We start from the raw sequence: 17,498 nt of genomic DNA, 5'->3' as shown, positions 1-17,498 counted from the left end.
TGCGACTGTGCAAATTTTTGCGCGGCAGCCGCGCTTTGCCAAAGACACAGCGCCGGCTGAGCAGACCAGCCGCATCCGGGCGGTTGGTCTCCGCTGACGCCGCGCGTCGCCTATTCGTCGATGTAGTCGTCGTCTTCGCGCTTGCGCGCGGTGCTCTTACGCGCACCCAGCGAGCCAGTGACTGACGGTTCGCGCGCATTGGCATAAGGGCTGCGCGATTGCGCCCGCGCGGCGACCTGTTCGCCGGAGACGGCGGCGGGCTGGCAGATCAGGCGACGGCTGGGGCGGCGCATCAGATCGACGTGGATATGATCGTAGTGGAAGACGTTGGAACCCGGCGCGAGCACGGTGGTGAAATGCGCGCAGGCGCCTGCCTGCACGTCGCGCAAGAAGCCCTGCTCTTCCGGCACGCCGCGCCAGCCGTCCTTCACGGTCACGCGGCGTCCGTCGGCGAGCACGAAGGCCGAGATGTCGAGCGCATTGCCGAAGGCGTGCTCGGAGATGTGGGCGCGCGAGTTGCCGTTCATGCCGCGGCAGGAATAGGCCGAGATCTGCTTGATCTCGGCGACGCGCACGCCGAACCAGCGCATGGCCGAGGGCTGCACGGTGTCGGCGAGCCAGCGGTCGAGCTCGGACACGATCGGACAGGCCAGCGTCGCCGTCGGCTTGATCGCCACGGGACCAACGGCGGTGACGGGATTGCCCTGCGCCGGACCAAGACGCGGCAGCGGCTGCTGCGCGGGGGCCTGCGAATAAGGCGCCGGCCGCGCCGGATAGCTCGGCGCATTCATGTAGCGCGAGGCACCCGCGGCATCGATGCCCTCGGGCGGCAGATCGATCTCGTCTTCCTGCGGCGCCACGCCGGGCGCGTTCAGCGAGATCGGTCCGGTCGAGCCGCCGTAGCCGGAGGGCTGGCGCACCTCGCTGTCGGGATAGTTCGGGCGCGGCGGATAGGAGGAGGCTGGATAGTTCTGGCTCTGCGGATAGTTCGATCGCGGCTGCGCCACGGGCCAGCGCGGCTGGCTGCCGATGTTCCCCGGCGGACGCAGTTGCTCGTCGGCGAAGCCGTAGGTGCCGGAGGTTTCTCCGATGGCTGCGACCTTGAGTGGAAATTCGGCGCCGCACTGGCCGGGGCCGGAGATCGGCTCGATGCGGACGATGTCCGCACTCTCCTTGACCGCCCCCGATTTCAGGCATGCGGCCTCCGCCTCGGCCCGCCATGGTTCACGTTCGGCCTGAAAGAAACCGCGTCCGCAACCCGCTAGCGAAACAAGGACGATGGAGCCGACGAGATACAAACGAACTCCGCGCGTCATGCACGCACGTTCGGTGAATTTACTTAAAGACTCTTCAACGTGTTGATTTCACCTTCCTTAACCATGGCGCCCACGTGGCCCGGCACGCTGCGCCCCCCTTGAGCGACAGCAAGGCTGACTTTTCCGTTGAGAGACTCTCTGTTAACCATGACGGCCGCGGCAAAGCGCGCGACCAGCGGGAGCGACCTCATGACGTTCACCGGCAGACTGAGCGTTATCACCGCCTACTTCGCCATAGCCTTCGTCGGCGCCATCGTGCTCGGGATGATCTAGAAGGCAGCCGTCGACCATGCAGGCAGCTTGCTTGCCCTCCCCCGGACGGTGACAAGAACGCTTGTCATCACGACCGTGCACTCCATTGCCGCGACGTCGTGATCATTTGCTCGCGCGGCGCATCGACGCGCGTCCAGTCGTTGCCGGAGCACCAGAAGCGGCCGAGCGCGCAGGCTTCGACGTGGAGCTTGCCCGAGCCCTTCAGCGTCATCGTCGCACGATAGGTGTTGCCGCTGGCCCGGCTGTAGATGCTGCCGGTCCAGACGTCGTGCTTCTTCGGCTTCATGTTGACGAGCACGCTCTCGCCCCTGCGCAAGGAATCCGTCAGGGCGTAGCCGCACAGTGCAGGCCCACAGCGCTCGATGCGGACCGTCCCATTGGCACCCGCGCTCTCCCACTCGCCAAGCGGCGTGTAAGCCCGGTCTTCAATCGGCGGTGCAACCGTTGCGGTGTGCATGATCTCGGAGTTTGGAGCGGTGACCGGCGGCTCGCTGCGCTCCAGTTCAATCCGCGGCGGGTTGGAGCTCAGCGCCTCCGATCTTGGCGTCGTCTCCAGTTTTGGCGTCTCCAATCTTGAAGCCGCCGACGGCACAACGGACTGCGACGCCGTCGCGGCAAGGGCGGGAGGCGCCGGCGGCGATGGCACGACCTCGCTTGCTTGTGGCGGTCCGACCGGCACCGTCGGACAAGCAGGCTGCGGCGCTTGGACGACCGGCGCGGGCGCCTGCGGCAAGGCCCGTGCTGGGCCGGCATCTTCGGTCGGCCGCAAGCTGCGATTCGACACTGTGACACAGGACGCGGACCGGCAATGGCGCGGCGCCTCGACATGGAATCGGTGGCCGCCAATCGAGAAGGTGTAGGAGCCGGCCTCGGCTGCGGGCGCGACCGCCAACAGCGCGATCGATGTGCCAAGCGAAATCGCAAGCCGCTGCATCGGCGTCTCCCTCAATGCCGCGACCACTTTGCGCAGAGCAAGTGCGGCTGAATGTGCGCCACCTCACCCAGGCGGCATGCGGCCGTTGTGATGCCCATCACAGAACGCCCGGTCACCCCGGCGTAGGGTCAAACCACGCTTCATTCACCAGCGACATCAATCCATGTCGGGACCACGCATTCGGGAGGTTGTCATGAACAGGCTTACCATCGCTGCCGCCGCCCTCTTCCTCGCCTCGACTGCTGCCGCGCATGCGGGCAATTCGATCTCGTTCCAGATCGAGGGGCAGCGCATCCGCATCGAGACGCCGCGCAATTGCGCCTCGCTCGATTGCGTGACTATCGTGGCGCCGGGCCTTTCGGACAAGCCGATCAAGCTGAACAACATCAACCTCAAGGGCCTCGGCGGCTCCAAGGACGATGACGTCGACACCACGCCCGCGCCGGCGCCCACCACGGCGCAGCCCGCCCCGGCTCCGGTGCAGCAGCAGCCGGTGCAGTCGACCGCGCCCGCCGCACCGGCCGTAACCACGCCCGCTGCCCCGGCCGGAGCCGTCGCCGCCGCTCCCCCAGCCGCCGTCGTCAACACGCAGCCTGCGCCCGTTGCTGCGCCTGCCCCCGTCGCCGCGCCCGCTCCCGTGGCCGCGGCTCCCGCTCCGGCCCCGGTGGCCGCCGCGCCCGTGGCAGCAGCGAACTCCCCGGTCGGCCTGTGGGCGACCGAAGAGAACAAGGGCAACGTCCGCGTCGAACAGTGCGGCCCCAATCTCTGCGGTTACGCCGAGAAGACCAATGAGCGCATCCTGATCAACATGAGGCCTGCGGGCTCGAAGTGGAGCGGCCGCATTCGCGATCCCAATTCCGGCCGCAACTACGACTCGACGATCTCGATGAAGGGCCCGAACGCGATGCGCGTGCAGGGCTGCGCCTTCGGCGGCATGTTCTGCGGCGGCCAGACCTGGAAGCGCGTGAGCTGACGCGCGGAGCGCGTCGAGCCGGGCGACACAATGGTTCGCTCACGCCTCGCCGCGCAACCACGCCTTCACCTTTTGAAGCAGACCGTGTCGTAGCTGATCGACCGACGCGACTTCAGCCGGCGTCAGCGTCTGCAAGGCCGTACCAATGTCGTCGGCCGCTTGCGCCGCGTCGGGGAGCGGCGATGCCAGCCCCGCCGCCGCGAGCGCGATCGGGCCAACCTGGTAGAGGAACGCGCGTTCGTATTCCCGCGACAGCCGCGCGATCGCATCGTCCAATCCCAGCCAGTCGACCGCCTTGATGTCGTTCATCAGCTTGCGGACCGGCCCATCGCCAGCCTCCATCCGCCAGAAATGCACGACCTTGGAGCGCCCGCCGGATTGATAGGCGAGCGTGCCCAGAAATTCGTGCACGGCAACGTCGTGGCCCGTTTCCTCCAGCACCTCGCGGTGCGCGGCTTCCTTCGGCGTCTCGCCGTCGTCGAGCTTGCCCTTGGGCAGGACCCATTCGTTGCGCTTGCGCTGGCGCACGATCGCGATCAGCGGCTGAGGGCCCCGCCGCAACACAATACCGCCCGCCGCCATGACCGGCGCCCGTGCCATCGCTCATATCCAGTATGGTCGTCCCCGCGGGATGATATAGGCCGCGGGGACGACGGATTGAAGGCTACTTTCTTCTGAGCAGCGCCTGGCCTGCGCGGATGCGCGTTCCTTCTGCGATCCCGTCGCAGAAGGCGAAATCGCCGGGCGCCAGGATGATGATGGTCGAGCCGTGCTCGAACCAGCCGAGCTCCTCGCCTTTGGTCACGTTCACGTCGCAGGGAAAATTGACCGGGCCGCGCGTCTGCGCGTTCAGGACCACGTCAAGAAAATGCAGGCGGATGCTCGCGACCAGGATCGCCGCGACCGGCACCAGCGTCACGGCTTCGCCGGTCGACAGACGCGTGCGGATCACCGCGCGCTCGTTCTTGCAGAACAGCCGCTCGACGCGCTTGAGCGCGATCGGATTGACGTTCCAGACGTCGCCATGAATCAGCGTGACGCGTTCGATGTGCGCGTCATAGGGCGCATGGAAACGATGATACATGCTGGAGGTCAGCCGCAGCGTGACGAACGAGCCGTTGCGATGCTGGTCGACCAGAGCGGAATCGCCGAGCAGATCCAGCAGCGAATACGGCGCGCCCTTGACCTGGAACAGCTCGGCATCCGCGATCCTCCCGTGAGCGCCGACGATGCCGTCCGAGGGGCTGGCAACAACGGCAGGATCCGGATCGAACGGGCGCAGGCCCGGCTTGAGCTCCCGGGTGAAGCAGTCGTGCAGACTCCTGAAATGCGTCTTGCGCGCCTCCGACAGATCGAGGTCGGAGAACAGCTTCCACAGCGCGATCGAGAAATCCCTCACCAGGGGATTCTCGATCTTGGAGAACCAGCCCATGAAGCGGGTCAGGGCCGCGCGCGGGATGCGGTTGGTCAACAGGAAGTTGAGGTCTTCCTGCTGGGTGAAAGAGGCGATGAGGGCTTTGACTGTCATGAATCTGTCAGCTCACAGGGTTAGCGCTTGTTGTCATGGAAACGACACTCCCGATTCTCTCGATGTCCGTGGCCGCCGCAGCGTCCGCTGCCGCCGTCCTCCCGAAGCTCAAGGCGCGGGTCGAATTGTCCCGCGCCAAGCACCGCTCGCTTGCCGGCCATTCCAAGATGTCGCGCCGGGTGGCGCGGCTGCTTCCATTCTACGAATTCGCGGATGCCGACTATTTCTCCTGCGACGGCGCGCCGGCGAACATCGCCGCGCAGCGCAAGGACGGCTTCTTCCGTCTCGCCGCCCTCTACGCCGAGCGCTACCCGAAGGGTCGCGCGATGACGAGGGACGCCGCGGAAAAAATCTCCGATCTGAACTTCACCGAGAGCTACCGCGTGCCGTTCCAGTTCTCGCGCCTCGTCCGCGAGCATCTGGGCACCTCGACCTTCGTGGAATCGTCGAGCGGCGTCACCGTCACCGATGTCGACGGCAACAGCTTCTACGACCTCACCGGCTCCTACGGCGTCAACATCTTCGGAAACGACTTCTACAAGGAGTGCATCGAGGGTGCCGAGAAGCGCGCGCACGCGCTCGGTCCCGTGCTCGGCCCCTACCACCCCGTCATCCTCGACAACGTGTCCCGGCTCTGCCGGATCTCGGGCCTCGACGAAGTCTCGTTCCACATGTCCGGCACCGAGGCCGTGATGCAGGCGGTACGGCTCGCGCGCTACCACACCAGACGGACGCATCTGGTACGCTTCGCCGGCGCCTATCACGGCTGGTGGGGCGACGTGCAGCCCGGCGTCGGAAATCCGATTCCCGCACACGAGACCTACACCCTCGCCGAGATGTCGGAGAAGACGCTGCACGTCCTGCGCACACGCAAGGATATCGCCTGCGTGCTGGTCAATCCGCTGCAGGGGCTGCATCCGAACGCCAACGCACCCGGCGATTCCTCGCTGGTCGATTCCTCCCGCGGCGGCCACTTCGATCGTGCCGCCTACACCGAGTGGCTCAAGAAGCTGCGCGAGGTCTGCACCGAACGCGGCATCGTGCTGATCTTCGACGAGGTCTTCGTCGGCTTCCGCCTCGCCGCCGGCGGCGCCCAGGACTATTTCGGCGTGCGCGCCGACATCGTGACCTACGGCAAGAGCCTTGCCGGCGGCCTGCCGGTCGGCGTGGTCTGCGGCAAGCGCGAGCTGATGCGCCGCTTCCGCGACGATCGGCCCGCCGATATCTGCTTCGCCCGCGGCACCTTCAACTCGCACCCCTATGTCATGACGGCGATGGACGAGTTCCTGAGCCGTCTCGCCAGCCCGAACTTCCGCGCCGTCTACGACCGGCTTGACGAAACCTGGAACGGCCGAGTCCAGAAGCTGAACCGGATGATGGAGAGCGCCGGCCTGCCGGTGCGCTTCGCCAACCTCTCGTCGATCTGGACGGTGAAGTACACCACGCCGTCCCGCTACAACTGGATGCTGCAGTACTATCTGCGCGCCGAGGGCCTGGCGCTGAGCTGGGTCGGCACCGGACGGCTGATCTTCAGCCTCAACTACACCGACGCGGACTTCAACGAGGTGGCCGAACGGTTCGTGCGCGCCGCCGAGAAGATGAAGGCCGACGGCTTCTGGTGGCACGACGGTGTGCTCACCAACAAGAACATCAAGCGGCAGATTCTGAAAGAGATGCTGGCCAAACGCTTCGGGCGCTGAGGCCAATTGCTCCAGGGGCATCATGGCCGGGCTTGCCCCGGCCATCCGCGCGTCTCCGCGCGCTAGCTCCAAGACGTGGATGCCCGGGACGAGCCCGGGCATGACGTAACCATGAGACATCGAATTGCTTGGTGAGGCCGGCGCGCTCAGGCGTGCTGCTCTTCGAGCACCGGCTCGCCGGCGAGGCCCAGCGTGTGCTCGGGGTTGAGGTGCAGTCCGGGGTCCATCAGCTCGCCCCGCAACAGCGCGAGCGGGGCCTTGTGATAGAGCATCAGGTCGTGGAACGGGTCGGTCAGGATCTTGGTCATCCAGACGAGACCGGTCTCGACGTCGCGAATGAAGAACAGGTGCACCGTGCGGAACAACAGGCCGCCGCCGCCGACCACCAGCCAGATCTTGGCCACCTGGCGCATGAAGTCGGTCGCACTCGCCCACGGGGTGAACAGGCCGAACAGCGTCGGATCAACCACCAGCACCAGGGGCGAGAGCGCCCAGATCGCCATCAGCACCACCTTGCGCTGCAAGTTGTAGCCGACCTTGATCTCTTCCTTGTACTCGTGTGTCGCCTGGTTGACGTGGTCGTAGGTGTGCGGCTCGAAGAAGAAGTGACCGGCCTGGCGTGAGGTCATCGAGACCAGCCAGCCGACCAGCGCCGACACCACGGGATCGATGAACAGCCAGACATAGGCGAAGAGAAAGCTCAAGGCGCTGATGAAGTGCAGGCTCTGATTGATGCGGCTGTGGTGATAGTAGCGATGGTCGTCCCAGCGCTGGATTCGCAGCTGCTCGAGATAATTCTTGATCATGCTCTCCCCCAAAATGCTTTCGGGTCCGGAATTACAGGGATTCGATGTAGGCCGTGTGACATCATCATCTTGTCATGTGACGATGCGCAGCGGCGCGGTGACGCACGCGACGCGTAAGCTCACGCCGCCTTGGCGACGTCTATCTTGCGGAAGCGCACCAGCGAGAAATGACCGAGCGGCGGAATCAGGCGGCGCTCGGCGAGCTCGATGCCCTTCGCACCGGCGAGCCATTTGGCATAGCGCGACCAGGCGAATTCGGCGGTGCGGAAGCCGAGCGGACGCACCACCGGCTGCAGCTTCTGCTCGATGAAGCGGCGCATGCCGGTGTCCGCGCTGACGCGGGTGAGGATGATCAGCTCGCCGCCGGGGCGCAGAACGCGGGCGAATTCGTCCAGCGCCTTCTCCGGGTTCGGCACGGCGGTGACGACATATTGCGCCATCACGACGTCGAAGGAATTGTCCGGGAATTCGAGCTTCTCGGCGTCCATCACCGCGAGACCCTCGACGTTCTTCAGCTTCTGCTCCTTCACGCGGCGGCGCGCCTTGTCCAGCATCGCTTCCGAAATGTCGGTGCCGAAGATGCGCAGGTTCTGCGCGTAGAGCGGCAGCGAGATGCCGGTACCGACGCCGACCTCGAGCACGCGGCCGCCGATCTTGTTGGTGGCCGCGATTGCCGCCTGCCGGCCCTTGGCGAACACGCCGCCGAACACGAGATCATAGACGGGCGCCCAGCGGTCGTAGGCCTGCTCGACCGTGCCGCGGGTGAGGTCGAGCTGCTGCGTGCCGTCAAGGTTCATGATCTTAGCCATCGATGGGTTCTCGCTGTGGTTCAAATGGACGATCAACCGCGCACCGGCCGCCTCGCCATGCGGGGCGAGGCGCGCAAGGCGCGGCTGGGCTGAAGTGAGGTGAGATTGCCGACGAACTGGCGCGCGCTGTTCTCCCACGAGCGCTCCAGCGCGAAATTGCGGCAGGTCTCGCGGGACATGGTGAGCGCGCGCAGGCACGCGGCGCGCAGATCATGGTCGATCGCCCCGATCGGATGATCGGCGATGACGTCCTTCGGACCTGTGACCGGAAACGCCGCAACCGGCGTGCCGCAGGCCAGCGCCTCCAGCTGCACAACGCCGAACGTGTCGGTCAGGCTGGGGAACACGAACACGTCGGCCGCGGCGAGATGGGCGGTGAGATCCGCTCCTTTCTTCTCGCCGAGGAAGACGGCATCAGGGTGCTTCTTTTCCAGCGCAGCTTTCTGCGGGCCATCGCCGACGACCACCTTGGTGCCGGGCAGGTCAAGCGATAGGAACGCTTCCAGATTCTTCTCCACCGCCACGCGCCCCATCGTCATGAAGATCGGACGCGGAAGGTCGAGCTGAGCCGGAGCGTCGGGATGAAACAGCTCGGTGTCGACGCCGCGCGTCCAGAAGCCGAGCCGCTTGAAGCCGCGCTCGGACAGCTCCTGCCGCAGCGAAGGCGTCGCCACCATCGTCATGGCGGCGGCGTCGTGGAAGTGACGCAGCACGGCATAGCCGACCGCGGCCGGGATGCCGGTCCGCACCGCGACGTATTCCGGAAAGCGCGTCGTATAAGAGGTGGTGAAGGCGAGCCGGTTGCGCCGGCAATAGGCCCGCGCCGCCCAGCCGATCGGGCCCTCGGTCGCGATGTGCAGCGCGTCCGGCGCGGCCTTCTCGATCCGCCGCGCGATCTCCTTTCCGCCCGGCAGCGCGAAGCGCAGGCCGGGATAGGTCGGCAGCGGCCAGGACGGAAAGCCGTCCGGGGTGAGGAAGTCGATCTCGACGTCGAGGCCCTTGGCCGCATTCGCCAGCGAGGTCAGCGTCCGCACCACGCCGTTGACCTGCGGATGCCAGGCGTCGGTCGCGATTAATACCCGCATCGGAAAATCCCGAGAGTTTGATGATTCTCAGGCATCGACCATCAACGAAGGATATTTCACGCGTGTGACGTCATCGAAATGTCGGCGGGCTGTTTTGTTCGTTAACGGGCCGTCAAGGCCACGAAACTGTCATGAAACAATCCTTGCGGCCACGAAACCAATTTCGGTTTTCCGCGCAAATGTCCCGAAACGCTTTTCCGTTAGTGATTTAGGCAACGGAGCACCGAAACGGTGCCGCGGTGAGCAACGACACCGGGCAAACAGGGGCGATCAAATGTTCAATCTGGACACCTTCAAGACCTATTCGCGCGCCGTCGCGCTCGGTGCAGCCACGATCTCCGCAATCGCGTTCGCAGGCGCGGCCAACGCCGCGCCAATGCAAATCTTCCCGTTCTTCCAGCCGCTGCCGCAGCTGGCCGCGCCGCAGCCGTTCGAACCCTATCAGCCTAACCAGGCAACGCCTTACCAGGCCGCGCCGTCCGAGGATCAGGACGCAGTCGAACTGCCGGCCCGTTTCCGCCGCCAGACCGTTGCCTACGCAACGCGCGAAGCGCCGGGCACCATCATCATCGATACGCCCAACACCTATCTCTATTATGTGCTCGGCAACGGGCAGGCGCTGCGCTACGGCATTGGCGTCGGGCGCGAAGGCTTCACCTGGTCCGGCATCCAGTCGGTCAGCCGCAAGGCCGAATGGCCGGCCTGGACCCCGCCGCCGGAAATGATTGCTCGCCAGCCGTATCTGCCGCGTCACATGGCAGGCGGCCCCGGCAATCCGCTCGGCGCACGCGCCATGTATCTCGGCGGCACCATCTACCGTATCCACGGCACGAACGCCCCCGAGACCATCGGCAAGCGTGTCTCCTCCGGCTGCATCCGCATGACCAACGAAGACGTCACCGACCTCTATTCCCGCGTCAACGTCGGCACCAAGGTGATCGTGCTTCCGATGACGGAGCGCCGCGCAGACCTCGGCACCGCAACGCGGTAAAGCGACAGGACATCGTGACGCAAACGGCCCCGGAACCCGCCGGGGCCGTATTAGTTTGCCCTCGGCATTCCCGACGCGCGCTTGCTGCGGCGCAGGTCCCCGATGGAGGCGCAAATGCAATCATGCCTGCAATCCTCGCCGAACCCGTGGCTGCACGTCCTCGTCGGTGCTGGAGCCCTGATGCTGCTGCTGTCCGCGCCGTCCTCGCTCGCGCAGCAATCCGCCAATGAAGACGCAGGCAAGCAGGCCTTCAACAATTCCTGCCGCACCTGCCATTCCATAAGGGAGGGCGACAATCGCCTCGGTCCCAATCTCAACAAGATCGTCGGACGCAAGGCCGGCTCGCTGCCGGACTACAATTACTCCTCGTCCATGAAAGAAGCCGGCTTCGTCTGGGACCAGGACAGGCTCACCCGCTTCATGGTCAAGCCGGACGAGGTCGTGTCCGGCCACAAGATGCAGCCCTATGGCGGTATCTCGGCCGATGAGGCGGCGAAGGTGGTGGCGTATTTGCAGGAGGCGGGCTCGCAATAATAGCCCGCCCGACGTCGGCGATTCGGAAGTCGCTGCGCATCCTTCGAAATGCCCGCCTTTGGCGGGCCCCCAGGATGAGGGCTGAGCAAGTGGCCGCCAGTCCTTCCACGATGCTCGCGCCAAGGCACGGCCAACAGTTAGCCTCATCCTGAGGAGACCGCCAAGCGGTTGTCTCGAAACGACGAGGCGTTCACGACGGCCGAAGCCTCCGCTCCGCAATCAGCTTCAGCCACGCCCCTGAATGAAACGCGCTCATCAAGAGATACATCGGCACCATCCCGCCGAGCACGGAGCCCTGCCCGGCGCACAGCATGTCCGCCGCTCCGTCGCCAAGCACAGCCGTCGACGCGGCCATGATCGCGAAGGTCGGGGTGGCCGCCAGCCCGAGCCACCTGGCGAGGTGGCGCGCGGCCCGCATGCCGTCGTGGCCGGTGCCGGCGGCCGCGCTGACCGAACCGGTCATTTCCTTTCCCCCGCGGCCTCCTCGCGAAAGGCCTTCTCGCCGGCGTCCGAGATCTCCACCCATCTCTTGTCGGGCGCCGCGCCCTTCGTGTAGCTGTCGTGCCAGTTCCACCATTTATAGGTCGGCGTCTGCGGATAGCCCTTCGGCGAATCCTCCCACACCTCCTGGCGGCCGAGCGGCGTGATGTCGAGATAGTTCCATGTGCCGCCCATCTGCTCGTCGCCCCGGCTCTTGACGAAATAGGTGCGGAAGATGCGCGTCCCGTCACGGTAGAACACGTTGGTGCCGTGCCATTCGCCGACGCCGAAATCGGCATCGAAATTGTCGGTGATGGTGACCCACGGCATGGTCCAGCCCATCCGCTGCTTCAGCCTGGTGATCTCGGCCTGCGGCGCGCGCGAGGCGAACACCAGCGTGGTGTCGCGGGCGTTCAGATGCGCGACATGCGCGACCTGATCCGCCACCATGGAGCAGCCGCGGCAGGCATGATCGGGCCAGCCGAACACACCGGGCTCGAAGAAGGCGCGGTAGACGATCAGCTGCCGCCGCCGCTGGAACAGGTCGAGCAGACTGAGCTTGCCGCCGGGCCCCTCGAACGCATAGGTTTTGTCCACTGCCATCCACGGCATGCGCCGGCGCTCGGCCGCCAGGGCATCGCGGGCACGAGTATGCGCCTTTTCCTTCACGAGCAGCTGCAGACGAGCCGCCTCCCAGTCCTGCGGCGACACCACAGGCGGGGTCTGCATGGCGGTCCCTCCGTTGGTCCCTGCGTTTTCAACTGATGTCATGATCACTCTCCAAATCTCTTGCCTCGGCCATCGTTGCACACCCCGCCGTGCCGGAAGCGGAACCTGCCGCCCCTTCTCGGCCGTCTGCGATTTCTGGCACCGGACAGCTGCGTGGTGGGAGTAACAAGTGTGGCGGGATTGACATGGAGTCGCTGATCACCGCCGCGGCGCGCGCGCTGGAGGCCGGCGATCCGCTCGGCGCGCTCAACCGCGTTGCATTGCGCAACGATGCGCCGTCGCTTGCGCTGCGCGGCATCGCGATGGCGCAACTCGGCGATCTCGCCAGGGCCAAGGCGCTGCTGCGAAGCGCAGCGCGCGCCTTCGGTCCGCGCGAGGCGGTCGCGCGCGCAAGATGCGTCGTGGCCGAAGCCGAGATCGCGCTGGTCTCGCGCGATCTGAGCTGGCCCGTGACGGCCCTCCGGGCAGCACGCGCGACGCTCGAAATGCATGGCGATCTCGCCAATGCCGCCCATGCGGGTCACGTCGAAGCGCGCCGCTTGCTTCTGGTCGGGCGCCTTGATGAGGCCGAGCGCACGCTGGCCGAAATCCGACCCACGCCGCTCCCGCCGGCATCACAAGTCACCCGCGAGCTTGTGGTCGCAGGCATTGCAATCAGGCGCCTCAGGACGAAGGAAGCACGCACGGCACTCAGCCGCGCAGCTCACGCAGCACGGATGGCGAGAATCCCGGCGCTCGCGGCCGAGGTCGATGGCGCGAAGCTCATCCTCGATGCGCCCGCAGCGCGCCTGATCTGTCGCGGCAGCGAACATACGCTGTTGCTCGGCGAGGTCGAACGACTGACGACCTCGGCCGCGCTCCTCGTGGACACCTTTCATCACGTCGTGCGCAGGCAAGGCGTCGTCGTGTCGCTCGGAACGCGCCCGGTGCTGTTCGCGCTCGCTCGTCTGCTGGCGCAGGCATGGCCCGCGGATGTCTCGCGCGAGATGCTGATATCGGGCGCTTTTCGAGCCAGGCACGCCGACGAGTCGCACCGCGCGCGATTGCGCGTCGAAATCGGACGGCTTCGCACCAAGCTCAAACCTCTGGCCGACATCAGCGCGACCAGGGAGGGCTTCGTGCTTGCGCCGCGGAAGACGCGCGACGTCCTCGTGTTGGCGCGGCCCGTCGAGGAGAAGCACGCCGCCGTTCTTGCCTTCCTTGCCGATGGCGAACCATGGTCGAGCTCGGCGCTCGCGCTTGCGCTCGGGATCAGTCCGCGCACCGTGCAGCGCGCCCTCGAGGAGCTGGCGCGATCCGGCAAGGTGCAGTCATTCGGACACGGCCGGGCGCGCCGCTGGATGACGCCGCCCGTTCCAGGTTTCCCGACAGGCTTGTTACTCCCCGGACCGTTTCTGAAAACGTAGGATGAGATCAGGTCACATCCAACAGGGATCGCGCACATGAAACGTTCAGCCGCCGAGATCATCACGGAGTATGGGCCTTTTCCAGGCGTCGAGACCGTGCATGGCGTCACCTATGACGGCAGGCATGTCTGGTTCGCATCCGGCGACAAGTTGAACGCGGTCGATCCGGCCGACGGCAGCATCGCGCGGTCCATCGACGTCGCCGCGCATGCGGGAACGGCGTTCGACGGCCGGCACCTGTTCCAGATCGCCGAGGATCGCATCCAGAAAATCGATGCAGCCTCAGGCAGGGTGCTCGGTACCATCCCGGCGCCCGGCGGCGGCGGCGATTCCGGTCTTGCCTGGGCCGAGGGCTCGCTCTGGGTCGGACAATATCGCGAGCGCAAGATCCATCAGGTCGATCCCGAAACTGGAGAGGTCCTCCGCACCATCGAGAGCAAGCGCTTCGTGACCGGCGTGACCTGGGTCGACGGCGAGCTCTGGCATGGCACCTGGGAGAACGAGCAGAGCGACTTGCGGCGCATCGACCCCGAAACCGGCAAGGTGATGGAGCAGCTAGATCTGCCCGCCGGAACGGTCGTGTCGGGGCTCGAGTCTGATGGCGGCGATCGCTTCTTCTGCGGCGGCGGCGATCGCGGCAACGTGAGAGCCATCCGCCGTCCGAAGCGCAGCTAGCTACCAGTGGCGGCCTGAACACGTATCGAGGGGCGCGTTCGCAGCCGTTAACCTGTCCGCCCCAATTCTACCCCACCGGTGCGCTCTAGCGCCCTCCTCGCCTGCCCTGTAGAATCCCCGATGGGGCGGCTTGGGGGATTGATGCGACCGACATTGAATCTGAAGACTATCCTGGTCGGCGTCGCTGTGCTCGCGGCGTCGTTCTTCATCAGCCTGAAGGCAATGGATTTGCTGTCGCCGCGGGCGACGAATTCGGCACCCCCGGTCGCGCAACTGCCGCCGCTTCCGCCCGCCTCGAAGAGCTCCATCGTGATCGCGCCGGTGGCCATCGCGCTGTCTGCGATCCGCGAGCAGGCCGAGAAGGCCGCGCCGCGCAATTTTGCCGGCAAGGCCGACAACCCGATCTCGCAGATCCTGGAGAACGCCGATATCGGCTGGTCCGCCGTGCGCGGGCCAATGGCGACCAGCGGCGACAAGGACGTGCTGACGATCTCGACGCCGCTCACCGGCAGGCTGAACGTCACGGGCTCGCTATCGTCGAAAGCCACCGGCGCACTCGGCGACGCGCTCGGCAGCGTGCTTGGCGGTGACGCAGCAAAACGGATCGGCGCGGTCAACATCAAGAACCTGAACGCCAACGCCGAGATCAAGGGCAACGTGGTCGTCACCTCGCGTCCCAAGCTCGCGGCCGCCTGGCATCTGGAGCCCAATCTCGGCGCCCAGGTCAATCTCGGCGACACCAACCTCAACGTCGCCGGCGCCAGGGTCAACGTGCCGGCGCAGGTGAAGCCGCTGATCGACAAGACCGTCGGCGAGCAGATCAACGCGGTCTCCGAGCGCATCCGCAACGATCCCTCGCTGCGCGACAATGCAAGGGCACAATGGGTCAAGGCGTGCCGCTCGATTCCGCTGCAAGGCTCGGGCTCGTCAGCCGCACTGCCGCCGCTCTGGCTCGAGATGAAGCCGGTCCGCGCCATCGCAGCGCAGCCGCGCGTCGACGCGCAGGCCGTGACGCTGCTGCTCGGCCTCGAAGCCGAGACACGCGTGACCTCGACACCGACCAAACCCGACTGCCCCTTCCCCGACAAGATCTCGATCGTGCCGCCGACCGGCACGGGCGTGAACATCGGCGTGCCGATCGACGTGCCCTTCACCGAGATCAACAAGCTGATCGCAGCCCAGATGGTGGGCCGGACCTATCCCGAGGACGGCTCCGGCCCGGTCGACGTCACCGTCAGGAGCGCCAACGTGACACCCTCGGGTGACCGGCTGCTGATCTCGCTTTTGGTGCAAGCGAAGGAGAAGAAGAGCTGGCTCGGCCTGGGCGCCGAGGCGACGGTGCACATCTGGGGCCGGCCCGTGCTCGACCAGGCGCGGCAAACGCTGCGCCTGACGGACATCGAGCTCGCGGTGGAATCCGAGGCGGCGTTCGGTCTGCTCGGCGCCGCCGCGCGCGCGGTGGTGCCGCAGATGCAGCAGGCGCTGCTGCAGAGAGCAACGCTCGATCTGAAGCCGATCGCCGCCAATGCGCGCGAGAAGATCGCCGCCGTGATCGCGGACTATCAGAAGATCGAGGATGGCCTTAGGGTCGAGGCCAAGATCGACAGCCTGACTCTCGCCGACATCGCCTTCGATTCGAAGACGCTTCGCGTGGTCGCGGAAGCCGGCGGCACGCTGAACGTTTTCGTGACGAAGCTGTCGGGGATGTAGGCCACCAGATGGCGCTCCACAAAGAAGCGATAACGCGCCCGGTGAAAACCGGGCGCGCTTCGTTGGAGCGTCGGAGCTACATTATTCCGAGAACTTGAACTCCGGCATGTTCTTCAGCTCGTCCTTGCTCGCATTGAACACGGCGTGGTCCGGATACCATTTCGACGTGGACGACGTCGTCGCGGTCGCCGCGGGCCTGTCGGTGCCGGTCGCAGCGCCGGTCGTAGTACCGGCGGTCCCGGCGGGCTTGGTGCCCATGTTCGCCGTGGTCGAGGCAACGGGCTCGTTGACGAACTTCAGCTTCTCATAGGGCACGGCCACGAGATGCTCGCCCAGGCCGAGGAAGCCGCCGACGCCGATCACCGCGATCTTGATGTCACCGTTCTTGTCCATCAAGAGATCATTGATCGTGCCAATGTTCTCGTTGGCCTCGTTGTAGACCTTCAGGCCGTCCATCTTGGACGTGCGCCACTGGCCGGACGCCGTGGTCGACGCCGTCGTGGATGTGGAGGTCGTCGGGGCCGTGGCCGAAGGCGCAGCCTTGTCGCCGGTGGCGGTCGGCGATTGCGCAAACGCGACGGTGGTGAGCAGTGCAGTACCGGCGAGGCCGGCAACGATCGACTTCATCATGTTGTCCTCTCCTTCACAGAAAACTCGTGCGGAGAAAACAGCTCTGATCTCGCCCGGTTCCGTGCGCGCCACAATTTCGTCGCGCGATGCGAGCAGGCGAGGCTTGTTCCTGCGTCACTCAGGAACATTCTGCGATGCACGGTTCCCGCCGACGATCATACGTCCTGGGCGACGCATGACCGCGGCGAGGACCGCGCCGACCTCGCTTGGCTCGGGTCAGCTCGTGAAGTCGATCAGCAGCGCGGAGAAATTCGAGCTGCTCGATGAATTGCCGTTGGCGCCGTAGGACGATGCCGACGATTGCGACTGTTGCAGCGCCTGCAGGAACTGCTGGAGGATCTCGGCCGTGGTCTGCTCGGTCGAGCTGCTGCTCGTCGAATCCGTCGTCGCCGAATCCGAAGAGCTGTCGTCCGGCGGCGGTCCGGGCGGCGGGCCACCTGCGCCACCGGGTCCACCCGCGCTGGCGGGACCGCTCGCGAAGGCGGATTGAAACACGCTTTTCAGCTCCTCCGCCTGATCGGAGGTCAGCGTCCCGTTCGACACTTCGTTCGAGATGAGATCGTCGATCTTCGACTGCATCGCCTCCTTCGACGGACGCGTACCGCTCGACTGGCCGCTCGATCGGCTCTGCTGCAGCGCCGTGTCGATATCCGTCAGGGCCGTCGAGAGCGCGGACTGGTCCGTCGACGAGATCGTGCCGGCGGAGACTTGCGATTGCAGTTCCTGCTGAAGCCGCTGGAGCGGCGATTGATAGCTGCCGGCGGAAGCCGCCGAGATCGAGGTCATGATGGCTCCGTGGATCTTGCGGGGTTTCGTTGCTTGACGACTCCACGCTATGGTTAGCGGCCTTAACGAGATCTTGCCGCTCCACACCACCTCGATTGCCGCCCGTTGCGGACAGGCGGACAGAAACAATCTG

At 65.8% G+C, this 17,498-nt stretch carries 19 protein-coding genes; 8 read left to right on the top strand and 11 right to left on the bottom strand.

Going from position 1 to position 17,498, the window contains the following annotated elements:
* Positions 1-110: 110 nt before the first annotated feature.
* On the bottom strand, positions 111-1,316 hold the full coding sequence (locus ASG57_RS14100; RefSeq protein WP_024339517.1) for an extensin family protein: 1,206 nt from the start codon (positions 1,314-1,316) through the stop codon (positions 111-113).
* A 147-nt stretch (positions 1,317-1,463) separates the two neighbouring features.
* On the opposite strand from ASG57_RS14100, the gene ASG57_RS39645 reads away from it, so the two are divergent.
* Positions 1,464-1,589: a hypothetical protein gene (locus ASG57_RS39645; protein WP_283806184.1), complete on the top strand. Its 126-nt coding sequence runs from the start codon at positions 1,464-1,466 to the stop codon at positions 1,587-1,589.
* A 67-nt stretch (positions 1,590-1,656) separates the two neighbouring features.
* Here ASG57_RS39645 and ASG57_RS14095 read toward each other — a convergent pair whose 3' ends face one another.
* Positions 1,657-2,523 (bottom strand): DUF2147 domain-containing protein, encoded by an 867-nt coding sequence (locus ASG57_RS14095; RefSeq protein ID WP_057196564.1) that lies wholly within the window; start codon positions 2,521-2,523, stop codon positions 1,657-1,659.
* Between the two features lie 193 nt (positions 2,524-2,716).
* Here ASG57_RS14095 and ASG57_RS14090 point away from each other — a divergent pair, with 193 nt between their 5' ends.
* Complete coding sequence (locus ASG57_RS14090; RefSeq protein WP_024339515.1) at positions 2,717-3,496, top strand: DUF2147 domain-containing protein; 780 nt, start codon at positions 2,717-2,719, stop codon at positions 3,494-3,496.
* A 39-nt stretch (positions 3,497-3,535) separates the two neighbouring features.
* On the opposite strand, the gene ASG57_RS14085 is transcribed toward ASG57_RS14090, so the two are convergent.
* A complete protein-coding gene (locus tag ASG57_RS14085) occupies positions 3,536-4,096 on the bottom strand; it encodes an NUDIX hydrolase (RefSeq protein WP_024339514.1) in 561 nt (186 codons plus the stop codon).
* A gap of 64 nt (positions 4,097-4,160) precedes the next feature.
* Complete coding sequence (gene asd / locus ASG57_RS14080) at positions 4,161-5,024, bottom strand: archaetidylserine decarboxylase (RefSeq protein ID WP_024339513.1); 864 nt, start codon at positions 5,022-5,024, stop codon at positions 4,161-4,163.
* Positions 5,025-5,059: 35 nt separating this feature from the next.
* Here asd and ASG57_RS14075 point away from each other — a divergent pair, with 35 nt between their 5' ends.
* A complete protein-coding gene (locus tag ASG57_RS14075; protein ID WP_057196563.1) occupies positions 5,060-6,724 on the top strand; it encodes an aminotransferase class III-fold pyridoxal phosphate-dependent enzyme in 1,665 nt (554 codons plus the stop codon).
* 146 nt (positions 6,725-6,870) lie between these two features.
* Here the strand turns inward: ASG57_RS14075 and ASG57_RS14070 are convergent, their stop codons facing one another.
* The 3 genes from ASG57_RS14070 to ASG57_RS14060 all read right to left on the bottom strand — a co-directional run bounded on the left by ASG57_RS14070 (position 6,871) and on the right by ASG57_RS14060 (position 9,424).
* Entirely contained in the window at positions 6,871-7,530 is a 660-nt protein-coding gene (locus ASG57_RS14070; protein WP_024339511.1) for a membrane protein, read from the bottom strand.
* A gap of 119 nt (positions 7,531-7,649) precedes the next feature.
* A complete protein-coding gene (locus tag ASG57_RS14065) occupies positions 7,650-8,339 on the bottom strand; it encodes a class I SAM-dependent methyltransferase (RefSeq protein WP_024339510.1) in 690 nt (229 codons plus the stop codon).
* 32 nt (positions 8,340-8,371) lie between these two features.
* On the bottom strand, positions 8,372-9,424 hold the full coding sequence (locus ASG57_RS14060) for a glycosyltransferase family 4 protein (protein WP_057196562.1): 1,053 nt from the start codon (positions 9,422-9,424) through the stop codon (positions 8,372-8,374).
* Positions 9,425-9,698: 274 nt separating this feature from the next.
* Here ASG57_RS14060 and ASG57_RS14055 point away from each other — a divergent pair, with 274 nt between their 5' ends.
* A complete protein-coding gene (locus ASG57_RS14055; RefSeq protein ID WP_057196561.1) occupies positions 9,699-10,415 on the top strand; it encodes a L,D-transpeptidase in 717 nt (238 codons plus the stop codon).
* A gap of 114 nt (positions 10,416-10,529) precedes the next feature.
* On the top strand, positions 10,530-10,949 hold the full coding sequence (locus ASG57_RS14050; protein ID WP_057196671.1) for a c-type cytochrome: 420 nt from the start codon (positions 10,530-10,532) through the stop codon (positions 10,947-10,949).
* 190 nt (positions 10,950-11,139) lie between these two features.
* On the opposite strand, the gene ASG57_RS14045 is transcribed toward ASG57_RS14050, so the two are convergent.
* Positions 11,140-11,412, bottom strand: coding sequence for a hypothetical protein (locus ASG57_RS14045; RefSeq protein ID WP_057196560.1), 273 nt, complete (start codon positions 11,410-11,412; stop codon positions 11,140-11,142).
* Positions 11,409-12,203 carry a DUF899 domain-containing protein gene (locus ASG57_RS14040; RefSeq protein WP_057196670.1) on the bottom strand — a complete coding sequence of 265 codons (795 nt, stop codon included), beginning with the start codon at positions 12,201-12,203 and terminating at the stop codon, positions 11,409-11,411. Before ASG57_RS14040 ends, ASG57_RS14045 begins: the two co-directional genes overlap by 4 nt.
* Positions 12,204-12,343: 140 nt before the next feature.
* On the opposite strand from ASG57_RS14040, the gene ASG57_RS14035 reads away from it, so the two are divergent.
* The 3 genes from ASG57_RS14035 (at position 12,344) to ASG57_RS14025 (ending at position 15,949) form a co-directional block, all read left to right on the top strand.
* Positions 12,344-13,564, top strand: coding sequence for a winged helix-turn-helix domain-containing protein (locus ASG57_RS14035; RefSeq protein WP_057196559.1), 1,221 nt, complete (start codon positions 12,344-12,346; stop codon positions 13,562-13,564).
* 36 nt (positions 13,565-13,600) lie between these two features.
* Positions 13,601-14,239 (top strand): Vgb family protein, encoded by a 639-nt coding sequence (locus tag ASG57_RS14030; protein WP_057196558.1) that lies wholly within the window; start codon positions 13,601-13,603, stop codon positions 14,237-14,239.
* A gap of 141 nt (positions 14,240-14,380) precedes the next feature.
* Positions 14,381-15,949: a DUF4403 family protein gene (locus tag ASG57_RS14025; protein WP_024339501.1), complete on the top strand. Its 1,569-nt coding sequence runs from the start codon at positions 14,381-14,383 to the stop codon at positions 15,947-15,949.
* A gap of 81 nt (positions 15,950-16,030) precedes the next feature.
* Here ASG57_RS14025 and ASG57_RS14020 read toward each other — a convergent pair whose 3' ends face one another.
* Together ASG57_RS14020 and ASG57_RS14015 are read right to left on the bottom strand one after the other, a co-directional pair.
* Complete coding sequence (locus tag ASG57_RS14020; RefSeq protein ID WP_024339500.1) at positions 16,031-16,579, bottom strand: PRC-barrel domain-containing protein; 549 nt, start codon at positions 16,577-16,579, stop codon at positions 16,031-16,033.
* Between the two features lie 216 nt (positions 16,580-16,795).
* A complete protein-coding gene (locus tag ASG57_RS14015; protein ID WP_024339499.1) occupies positions 16,796-17,365 on the bottom strand; it encodes a hypothetical protein in 570 nt (189 codons plus the stop codon).
* Between the last annotated feature and the right edge of the window lie 133 nt (positions 17,366-17,498).

This window comes from Bradyrhizobium sp. Leaf396, from assembly GCF_001424605.1.
Classification (GTDB): Bacteria; Pseudomonadota; Alphaproteobacteria; order Rhizobiales; family Xanthobacteraceae; genus Bradyrhizobium; species Bradyrhizobium japonicum_C.
The sequence above is the reverse complement of the archived record's forward strand: the minus strand, read 5'-3'. Positions and strand labels throughout refer to the sequence as shown.

Bases quoted from the DNA above. Each gene is read 5' to 3' on its own strand.
- ASG57_RS14100 (WP_024339517.1), bottom strand. From the start codon at position 1,316: ATGACGCGCGGAGTTCGTTTGTATCTCGTCGGCTCCATCGTCCTTGTT.
- ASG57_RS39645 (WP_283806184.1), top strand. From the start codon at position 1,464: ATGACGGCCGCGGCAAAGCGCGCGACCAGCGGGAGCGACCTCATGACG.
- ASG57_RS14095 (WP_057196564.1), bottom strand. From the start codon at position 2,523: ATGCAGCGGCTTGCGATTTCGCTTGGCACATCGATCGCGCTGTTGGCG.
- ASG57_RS14090 (WP_024339515.1), top strand. From the start codon at position 2,717: ATGAACAGGCTTACCATCGCTGCCGCCGCCCTCTTCCTCGCCTCGACT.
- ASG57_RS14085 (WP_024339514.1), bottom strand. From the start codon at position 4,096: ATGGCACGGGCGCCGGTCATGGCGGCGGGCGGTATTGTGTTGCGGCGG.
- asd (WP_024339513.1), bottom strand. From the start codon at position 5,024: ATGACAGTCAAAGCCCTCATCGCCTCTTTCACCCAGCAGGAAGACCTC.
- ASG57_RS14075 (WP_057196563.1), top strand. From the start codon at position 5,060: ATGGAAACGACACTCCCGATTCTCTCGATGTCCGTGGCCGCCGCAGCG.
- ASG57_RS14070 (WP_024339511.1), bottom strand. From the start codon at position 7,530: ATGATCAAGAATTATCTCGAGCAGCTGCGAATCCAGCGCTGGGACGAC.
- ASG57_RS14065 (WP_024339510.1), bottom strand. From the start codon at position 8,339: ATGGCTAAGATCATGAACCTTGACGGCACGCAGCAGCTCGACCTCACC.
- ASG57_RS14060 (WP_057196562.1), bottom strand. From the start codon at position 9,424: ATGCGGGTATTAATCGCGACCGACGCCTGGCATCCGCAGGTCAACGGC.
- ASG57_RS14055 (WP_057196561.1), top strand. From the start codon at position 9,699: ATGTTCAATCTGGACACCTTCAAGACCTATTCGCGCGCCGTCGCGCTC.
- ASG57_RS14050 (WP_057196671.1), top strand. From the start codon at position 10,530: ATGCAATCATGCCTGCAATCCTCGCCGAACCCGTGGCTGCACGTCCTC.
- ASG57_RS14045 (WP_057196560.1), bottom strand. From the start codon at position 11,412: ATGACCGGTTCGGTCAGCGCGGCCGCCGGCACCGGCCACGACGGCATG.
- ASG57_RS14035 (WP_057196559.1), top strand. From the start codon at position 12,344: ATGGAGTCGCTGATCACCGCCGCGGCGCGCGCGCTGGAGGCCGGCGAT.
- ASG57_RS14030 (WP_057196558.1), top strand. From the start codon at position 13,601: ATGAAACGTTCAGCCGCCGAGATCATCACGGAGTATGGGCCTTTTCCA.
- ASG57_RS14025 (WP_024339501.1), top strand. From the start codon at position 14,381: ATGCGACCGACATTGAATCTGAAGACTATCCTGGTCGGCGTCGCTGTG.
- ASG57_RS14020 (WP_024339500.1), bottom strand. From the start codon at position 16,579: ATGATGAAGTCGATCGTTGCCGGCCTCGCCGGTACTGCACTGCTCACC.
- ASG57_RS14015 (WP_024339499.1), bottom strand. From the start codon at position 17,365: ATGACCTCGATCTCGGCGGCTTCCGCCGGCAGCTATCAATCGCCGCTC.